Raw genomic sequence first — 8,458 nt, forward strand, 5'->3', positions numbered from 1 at the left:
CCCGCGCCCTCCCCCTCCGCGGGCGGCGTCTTCTCACGGCTCGATCCGGAACGTCTCGAAGACCTCGCCGTCCGGCGTGACGAGCCGCCCGTCGAGCGCGTTCGCCGCGCCGGGACTCGTCTCGCCCCCGGCCCCCGTCGACACCGGGTCCAGTTCGGCGTGCGCCGGCCGGTTTCCCCGCGGCCGCGCGTGGCTTCCCGGGTTCACGATCGGCAGCCCGCCGGTGTCGTCGAACCGCGGGCGGTGGCTGTGGCCGCAGATCACGGCGTCCGCGTCGCGCCCCCGACCGAGCATGACCAGCCCGGTGTCCCCGCTGCGGTGGCGGTGGGTGACCGCGAACCGCACGCCCGCGTACTCGACCGTCCGGACCTCCGGGAGTCGATCGCGGATCGCGGCGTCGTCGTTGTTGCCGTACACGCCGCGGAGCGTCCGCGCCGCCGACTCGAAGGCGTCGAGCACCGGCTCGCGGTGAAAGTCGCCCGCGTGGACGACGAGGTCGGCCGCGCGGACCGCCTCCGCGGTGCGCCCCTGCAGCTTCGACTCCTCGTGCGAGTGGGTGTCTGAGACGACGACGAGCATTCTGTACCCCTCATCGGTGCGCGCTCGGCTTAAAAAGCGCGTCCCGGAACAGCGGTTATGATTTATGTCTGAAGGCGCCTGCGGTGGCGCGCGCCTGCAAGCGGCCGCCACCGGCGGCCGCGAGGAGCGCCGCGCGAGGGACGCCGCGAGCGCCTTTATAAGGCGCGAGCGGCGAGGCTGGGGAGGTGTGAGGTACGGTCGCTGTGCGGGACGGGATTCAAAGGGGGGTTGGGGCTTTGGAGGCGTTCATCGTCGATCCGGTGTCACCCGCTTATAAGCGAGCGGCTGGAGCTTCGGAGACGATTAGGACGCCGCTCCCAACGCCGATCCCGTATACGTAACCGCGTTCACGCGCCGCGATCGGAACGAGGCGCGACCGGAACCGACCTATTCTTCTAACGAAAGCGACGCGAGCAGCGACTCCAACTGCACCTGCTCGTTGGCCCCCTCCGCGATCCGGTAGTCGGCCTCGCCGATCCGCTCCATCAGCGCGACCGCCTCGCGCTCGCTCAGGTCGAACTCCCAGACGGAGCGGTGGAGCTGGTCGATCACGTCGCCGCCGGCCATCCCGGTCTCCGTGAGGAGGGTATCGAGGGTGGCCCGGGCCCGCGAGAAGTCGCCCTCCAGGGCGTTCGTCACCATGGACTCGATCTCCTCGGGGCGGGCGGTGGCCGTGATCGCGTACACCGCCTCCTCGTCGACGACGTCGCCGGTCGTCGCCGCCGCCTGCAGCGAGTTGATCGCGCGGCGCATGTCGCCGTCGGCCGCGTACACGAGGGCGTCGACCCCCTCGTCGGTCACCTCGATCCCCTCCGCGGCCGCGATCTCGCGCGTCTGCGAGGCGACGGCCGCGTCCGAGAGCGGCGAGAAGCGGAAGACGGCGCAGCGCGACTGGATCGGGTCGATGATCTTCGACGAGTAGTTACACGAGAGAATGAAGCGCGTGTTGTCGGAGAACTGCTCCATCGTCCGGCGGAGCGCTGACTGGGCGTCAGACGTGAGCGAGTCGGCCTCGTCGAGAAACACGATCCGGAAGTCGCCGCCGAACGACGAGCGCGCGAACCCCTTGATCCGGTCGCGAACCACGTCGATGCCGCGCTGGTCGGAGGCGTTGAGTTCGAGGAAGTTGCCGCGCCAGTTGTCCTCGCCGTACACCTGACGGGCGATGGCGGTGGCGGCGGTGGTGTTATGCATCACCGTCGGATTCTCCCCGGCGACATAGTTTCGCGTCCCCGGGACGGTCAGGTCGTAGACGCGCTCGTCGGCCGCCACGCTCTCGACCGTTTCTACCTCGTCGTACCGCAGATCGGCGTTTGCGATCCGAGACGCCTTATCAAGGAGTTCGACGGTTTCCAACGATAGCCAATCCGTAGCGATCTCCCTGAGGCGATCTGCTACCGTTTCGAGCCGGGTAAGCGACGTCAACGTAGAGTCGTCTGATCGAAGAAGATTCGTGAGATCTGGCGTCTCTATCTGGAGACCGTCCACGACTTCGGCGTACTCCACGCCGAGCAGATCGATACACTCGCTCAGTTCGGTCTCCACGTGATCGATCTGAACGTCTTCGACCGGTCGATCCAACTCTCCGAGTATTCGTACCACCCGATTCGCCCGCGGCGTCCGGCGACCGTCGCTGTATTCAAGGAGGCGATCCGAGCGCGCACCGACCACCTCAGAGACCTGCTTTCTGGTTTCGATCGGAGCGAGTTCCCCACGGCTTTCGATCCATGTCGTCGGGACGGCCGTCGCCGCTTCGAGTTCCGGTCGGATCGATTCGAGGCGTTCGAGCGCCCGTTGCGTGTTTTCGATCTGTTTCGTTGCGGCGTCGACCACGCTGTCCAGAACCGAACAGTAGCGCTCTCTTCCGGGCGACTCCGGGTTGAGACTCTTCGGGAGATGCTCGGTGATCGGGATCTCGAGCCGACGACAGAGATCCCGAAGAACGGTCTGGCTCGGGATCGTGTCGTAATTGGGGTTCGCCTCCTTCTGCGCGTGCTCGTCAAGCCGATCAGATTTGTGAGCGATGGTGAATCCGATCGCATCTCTGAACCGTCGCAGTTCCCGCGCTCCAGAGATATACAGCGCGTGATACGTCCGTTCGACACCAGATCCGTTGGTCGCAGACTTCTGGAGTTCCTTCCGGCGGGTGGAGATACCGAACGTCGTGAGGAGGTACGAAAGCAGGGTGATGTGCCCTGAGTTTCGCTGCGTCAGTTCGATTATCCCGTTGGCGCTGACGTGGGCCTCGGCGTCGAACATGGCGCGCAGGAACGCGGCTCGCGCGTCCGTCCCGGCTGTGACGAGATTCGAGCCGATCCCCTTCTCGCCGCTCGCGCTCGCGAACGCGTCGAACACCGATTCCAGATAGTGAGTCAGCGTTCGGGAACCGATCGCGACGTAGGGGACGTCTTTTTGCGTCCCTCGCCTTGTTTCCACGTCGAACACGTCGTGTGCGGCCGAATCGAACGCGTCGAGCAGTGCGTCGTCGGTGTTGTAGAACTTGATCCGTCCACCGTCGATATGGGCTTCGCTGATCGCGAGGCCGACGAATCGTGCCAGCTCCGGCGTCACGTCCGTCGGTGGGGTAATCGAACGCGACCGACGGCCTTGTCTGACGTATTCGATCGCTTCGACGCCGTTCACCCAACTGTCCACGCCGTCGGCTGTCGCACGAAGCGCTGACAAGGGGACCGTCCGATCGAGGTTCAGGTCATCTGCGGTCTCGGCATCGAGCGTCACCTCTGTCCGCTCCGGGTTCATCTCGTCGTACCACCGCAGCGTCGGTCCAGTGGTCCGATTAGTCGCTGGCGTCGGCAGCCGGCTTGGCCGAGCGATCCGATCGCCGTCCGACAGCTCCCCGGCGGGAATCCACTCGAACCCCTCGTGGGTGATGACCCGGAGTTTATGTTCCGGAGTCACTCGGAACTCGGTGCCGTCACGAGTCGTTACCTCCACGAGTTCCTTGGCACGCTTTCCGAACACGTGCGACGGTTCAACGTACTCGAAATCGTTCCGGTCGGTCATCGTCGCGATCCGAATCTCGTCTTCGGATTCGCCGAAACCGTCCGTGTCACCGACCACGTCTTCTATCGGCCTCACTCCGGAGTCAGTCAACACGGGCGTCTCACCGGTAACGCACTTCCCGACGCCGGCCGGCCCCGAAAAGAGCAGGTGCGGGATGTCGTCCTGTTCGATGTAGCTCTGAAGCCGTTCGACGATGTCCTCCTGGCCGTGGATGTCGTCGAGCGACTGCGGCCGGTACTTCTCGATCCAGATCTCCCGGCCGGTCGCGGTCGCAGCCGTCTGCTCGTCGGCCTCGCTCATGCCGGATCGGAGGGTCGGCGGGGTGATAAACGAACCGAGAACGGGTCGGCGACGGCGGCTCGCGGAGGCGGTCGGACCCGCCCGCTCCTACGTCCGACGCCGGACCGCCTCGCGGAACGCGGCCGCCGCGTCGACGTCGGTCTCCGCGTCACGTAGCCGCGCGCTCGCGTCGACGTCAGGTGCCAGCAGGGCCGCCGCGGCGCCGGTCGACACGGTCTCGGTCCGCCAGTCGACGTACGGCTCGCCGGCCCACGTCGGGAGGTCGGCGCGCAACACGGCGTTCCGCCAGGCGAACCAGCGGACCCCCTTCAGCCCGAGCAGCGCCAACCGGTCGTCGAGGGGGTCCAGCAGCCGGTCGATCCCGGCGATCTCGGTCGCGGCGTACGTCTCGGCGAGCGCGTCCTGCGCGGTCTGGACGAGCCGGGCGAGGACCGCGTTTATGCGGTCGTGGTCCTCGCGCTTCGCGTCGCGGTCGGGGTCGATCCCGACGTCGCCGAGCGTGTACGTGAGGTCGTAGGTGATGTGCGCGTTGATGCCCAGCAGGGCGTCCTGCGCGACGAGCGTCTCGCCCCGGGCCGCGGCGGCGAAGGCCATCAGCCACGGCCGCGGGAGCGCCTCGAACGCCCGCCGCTCGAACGCGACCAACGCCCGACGGTAGCGCTCCGCGAAGGCGACGAGGTACGACGCGGCCCACTCGGGGTCGACGAACGCGCCGTCGTCGATCGCGGTCCGAACGGTCGCCGTCATCCGGCTGTACACCGTGAGAAACACCGCTCGCCGGTCGCCGCGCTCGCGGAGGTACGACTCGGTCCGCGCCAGCCGCTCGTCGACGTCGGCGACGGACGTGAACGGCGCCGCGACGAGGTCGAGCAGTGCCGTGTCCGGCTCGTCGTCGGCCAATTCCGCGGCGACGGCGTCGAGTTCGACGTCGACGGCGGCCGCTCGCCGGATCCCGGTGAGCAGCGCTCTCGCCTCCTCGGTAGTCGGGACGGCCGCGCGGATCGGGATCATCTCGAGTCGACGGGAGCGCCGTCTGACCGTCCGGTACTCCGCCGGAGCCAAAGAACGTTGCTGCCGAGACGGGGGGTCCCGCCTACGCGAACTCGTCGACGAGTTCGGGGACGACCTCGAACAGGTCGCCGACGATGCCGTAGTCGGCGATGTCGAAGATCGGCGCGTTCGGGTCAGTGTTGATGGCGATTATGATGTCGGACCCCTTCATCCCGGCGACGTGCTGGACCGCGCCGGAGATACCGACCGCGAGGTATACGTCGGGGGTGACGACCTTCCCGCTCTGCCCGACCTGCCGGTTCTTCGGGAGCCAGCCGTTGTCGACGATCGGCCGGGAGGCGGAAAGCGTCGCGCCGAGCGCGTCGGCGAGCTCCTCGACGAGCTCCAGGTTCTCCTCCTCCTCGATGCCGCGGCCGACCGAGACGAGCACGTCGGCGTCGGCGATGTCGACGTCGCCGCCGCCGACCTCTTCGAAGCCGGTGACGCGCGCGCCGGACTCGAGGAGGTCGATGTCGACCGACTCGATCGCGGCGTCGCCGACGCCCTCCGCGGGCGCCCACTCGCCGCCCCGGACCGTGAGCACGTGGCGGTCGCCGTCGACGTCGACGGTCGTCTCCACCTTCGAACCGTACATCTCGCGGGTGACCGTCAGGCCGCCGTCGTACTCGAAGCCGATCGCGTCAGTCACCAGCGGCAGGCTGCGATCCTCGGCCACCGCGGGCGCGTAGTCGAGCCCGTTGACGGAGTTCGGCGCCACGACCGTGCCGGCGTCCGTCCGATCGAGCAGGGCCGCGATCGCCGCCTGGTAGACGTTGTGGTCGAACTCCTCCCCGTCGTCGACGACGTGGATCGCGTCCACGCCTTCGCGGTTCAGGTCCTCGGCGAAGCGGTCGACGTCGCCGCCGATGACGGCGACGTGGAGGTCGCCGCCGCGGGCGTCGGCGAGCTCTCGACCGGCCGTGATCGCCTCGTAGGAGGCGTCGCGGAGCTCGCCGCGGCGGTGCTCCGAGACGACGAGCACGTCGGACATCACGCGCCCACCCCCTTGTCACGCAGGACCTCAGCGAGGCGTCCCGCGGTCTCGCTCGCGCCGCCCTCGATTATCTCGGCGTCGGACTCGCTCTCCGGCTCGTACATCGACGTGATCGCGAGCGCGCTCTCGACGTCCTCGGCGGTCAGTCCCAAGTCGGCGAGGTCCTTCGCGTCGATCTCCTTGCGCTGGGCCTGCCGGATGCCGCGCAGGCTCGCGTAGCGCGGCTCGTTGAGTCCGGTCTGGACCGTCAACACGGCGGGGAGGTCGACGTCGGTCAGCTCCTCGACGCCGCCCTCGAGCTCGCGGTGGACGTGGGCGACGTCCGCGTCCGCGTCGACCTCGAGGTCGTTGACGACCGCGGCGTGCTCGAAGCCGATCCGCTCGGCGAGCGCGACGCCGGTCGCGCCGAACCCGGTGTCGGCGGCCTGCACGCCGCCGAGCACGAGGTCCGGCTCCTCGGCCTCGACGACGGCCTCGATCGTCGAGACCTTCGCGGCCACGTCGGCGAACCCGCCCTCGAAGGCGTCGTCCCAGACGCGGACCGCCCGGTCGGCGCCCTTCGCGAGCGCCATACGGATCGTCTCATCGGCCCGCTCCGGCCCGATCGTGACGGTGACGACTTCGTCTGCGATACCGGCCTCGGCCAGCTGGACCGCGGCCTCGACCGCGTAGTCGTCCCACTCGTTGAGGTCGTACTCGAGGTCGGACTCCGCGATGTCAGTTCCCTCGATCGAGAAGTCGTCGTCGGCCTCAGCGACCTCCTTGACGGTCACCAGAACTTTCATGATAGTCACTGGGTCGCTCGCCGTGTAAGGGTTTTCGGAACGCCTCACTCGCCGCGAAGAGTTGGCTTCGCCCGGACCCCCGGAGCGGACCGAGCGACGGCTTCCCTACCGCCTGTTGCGGTCGACGTGACCGTCGTCGTCGTTCGCGCTGTCGTCGTCCGCGCCGCCGCCGTCGTCGCCCCCGTCGCCGCCGTCGACGTCAGCGTCGTCGGGCAGCGAGATCAGGTTCTCGCGGCCCAATCGGAGCTTCTCGACGCGCCCCTCGTCGGCCATCGCCGACAGCAGCTGCGAGACCTTCGCGTCGGACCAGCCGGTCTCCGCGACGATGTCGGCCTGTCGCATCCGCCCGCCGTTGTCTGTCAGGAGCCGCTCGACTCGCTCCTCGTCCGAGAGCAGCGAGAGGTCCTCTTCGGGCTCCGCCTCCGTCGCCGCGTCGCCGTTCTCCCCGCCGACGGGACCGGCGGCGGCCGCACCCGAACTCGCGTCGTCGTCCGCGGTCGTCGCCCGAGAGACGCCGTCGCCGTTCGAACCGTTCGCGGTCGCCCCGCCGGCGTCGTTGTCTCCCATCCGCCGATAGGCGACGACGCTTCCCGCGATGAGCAGCGCGGCGACGAGGATCGCCGCGGTCAACATCTCCCACGGCGGCCCCGTGGTGCCCGCCGGCGCGTAGACGACGGCGACCCGCTCGTCCTCGCCGAACGTGCGCGGACCCTCGATCGTCACGGCGTTGTCGCGTATCTGGACGGTCGATCCGGGCGTTCCCGTGACGGCGTACCCGTCCGGCGTCGCGATCTCCAGCGTCTGCCCCTCACCGAGCGACCGGAGCCACGTTCCCTCGGGCGTCGTCAGCGCGTCGCCCACCACGAGGTTCTCGCCGTCGGCCCCGAGGAACTCCGTCCAGACGAACGTCAGGCGGAGTTCGCCGACGGCGGCCGTCCCCTCTTCGCCGACGTCGAACTCGGACGGGTCCTCGTGGACGATCACCTCGCGGTCGACGCTCTCGATCCGCATCGTCCGGTCCACGTTCCGACTCGCCTCCCGCGCGAACCCCTCGAACAGCGCCGGGCCGGGGCCCACCTCGCCGTCGAGGAACCGTTGTCCGGCGGTCTCGAACGCCCTGACCTCCGTCTCGTCGGCGAGCGCGTACCTGACCGACACCTCCCACCGCGCGTCGCGGTCCGGCGTCGGCTCGATCCGGATCCGCGTCGCCGTGTTCGGGTCGAAGTCAGACTCGATCTGTCCGACGGGACCCGCGACGGCCTCGACGCTCGGCGACGCGAGGGAGACGTCGCTCGGCTGTCCGTGCGGGGCCGCCGCGTCGAGCGCGGGCGACGGCGAGGTCGCGACCGCGTCTCCGGCGACCGGCGCGACCCCGCCGCCGACGAGGAGGAGGGCGAACAGCGAGACGAGGAGGACGCGAGACGGGGGATTCCGCATGCACGTCGGTTCTCTCGTGGCCCGGGCAAAACGCTTTCCATAACCGGTTTGCGTCGGCGTAACGGGCGGTCCGCGACAGACCCGCCGTCCGCGACGGTCGCCGGTCGGCGTCGGCGTCACGGACTCGCGCTGGGTCGTCGAGGTGGATTTTTTATATCAGGAGGTGAACTCATGCGTGATGAGAGCCCTCTCGGTCTTCGTCGCGGTGTTGCTGCTGGTCGTCCCGGTCGCGGGGACGATGTCGCCAGCGGCCGCCGTCTCCGAGTCCCCGGCGGCCGCTGGCGACATC

General features: G+C 68.8%; 6 protein-coding genes. All 6 read right to left on the minus strand.

Annotation, left to right across the window (positions count from 1 at the left end; genetic code table 11):
- Positions 1 to 33: 33 nt before the first annotated feature.
- The 6 genes from DJ74_RS04765 to DJ74_RS04790 all read right to left on the minus strand — a co-directional run bounded on the left by DJ74_RS04765 (position 34) and on the right by DJ74_RS04790 (position 8,169).
- The gene (locus DJ74_RS04765) at positions 34 to 579 is read right to left on the minus strand and encodes a metallophosphoesterase (RefSeq protein WP_094526517.1); all 546 of its coding nucleotides are present in this window, start codon (positions 577 to 579) and stop codon (positions 34 to 36) included.
- Between the two features lie 387 nt (positions 580 to 966).
- Positions 967 to 3,903 carry a replication factor C small subunit gene (locus tag DJ74_RS04770; RefSeq protein WP_254921886.1) on the minus strand — a complete coding sequence of 979 codons (2,937 nt, stop codon included), beginning with the start codon at positions 3,901 to 3,903 and terminating at the stop codon, positions 967 to 969.
- 87 nt (positions 3,904 to 3,990) lie between these two features.
- Complete coding sequence (locus tag DJ74_RS04775) at positions 3,991 to 4,914, minus strand: DUF5995 family protein (RefSeq protein WP_094526518.1); 924 nt, start codon at positions 4,912 to 4,914, stop codon at positions 3,991 to 3,993.
- Between the two features lie 82 nt (positions 4,915 to 4,996).
- Positions 4,997 to 5,944, minus strand: a complete 948-nt coding sequence (locus DJ74_RS04780) for an electron transfer flavoprotein subunit alpha/FixB family protein (protein WP_094526519.1) — start codon at positions 5,942 to 5,944, stop codon at positions 4,997 to 4,999.
- Positions 5,944 to 6,732 carry an electron transfer flavoprotein subunit beta/FixA family protein gene (locus DJ74_RS04785; RefSeq protein WP_094526520.1) on the minus strand — a complete coding sequence of 263 codons (789 nt, stop codon included), beginning with the start codon at positions 6,730 to 6,732 and terminating at the stop codon, positions 5,944 to 5,946. Before DJ74_RS04785 ends, DJ74_RS04780 begins: the two co-directional genes overlap by 1 nt.
- Before the next feature lie 105 nt (positions 6,733 to 6,837).
- Positions 6,838 to 8,169, minus strand: coding sequence for a hypothetical protein (locus DJ74_RS04790; RefSeq protein ID WP_094523326.1), 1,332 nt, complete (start codon positions 8,167 to 8,169; stop codon positions 6,838 to 6,840).
- Between the last annotated feature and the right edge of the window lie 289 nt (positions 8,170 to 8,458).

Source organism: Halorubrum sp. Ea8 (genome assembly GCF_002252925.1).
In the GTDB taxonomy this organism is placed as follows: Archaea; Halobacteriota; Halobacteria; order Halobacteriales; family Haloferacaceae; genus Halorubrum.

Excerpts from the sequence above, each read along its gene's own strand:
- DJ74_RS04765 (WP_094526517.1), bottom strand. The coding sequence starts at position 579 with ATGCTCGTCGTCGTCTCAGACACCCACTCGCACGAGGAGTCGAAGCTG.
- DJ74_RS04770 (WP_254921886.1), bottom strand. The coding sequence starts at position 3,903 with ATGAGCGAGGCCGACGAGCAGACGGCTGCGACCGCGACCGGCCGGGAG.
- DJ74_RS04775 (WP_094526518.1), bottom strand. The coding sequence starts at position 4,914 with ATGATCCCGATCCGCGCGGCCGTCCCGACTACCGAGGAGGCGAGAGCG.
- DJ74_RS04780 (WP_094526519.1), bottom strand. The coding sequence starts at position 5,944 with ATGTCCGACGTGCTCGTCGTCTCGGAGCACCGCCGCGGCGAGCTCCGC.
- DJ74_RS04785 (WP_094526520.1), bottom strand. The coding sequence starts at position 6,732 with ATGAAAGTTCTGGTGACCGTCAAGGAGGTCGCTGAGGCCGACGACGAC.
- DJ74_RS04790 (WP_094523326.1), bottom strand. The coding sequence starts at position 8,169 with ATGCGGAATCCCCCGTCTCGCGTCCTCCTCGTCTCGCTGTTCGCCCTC.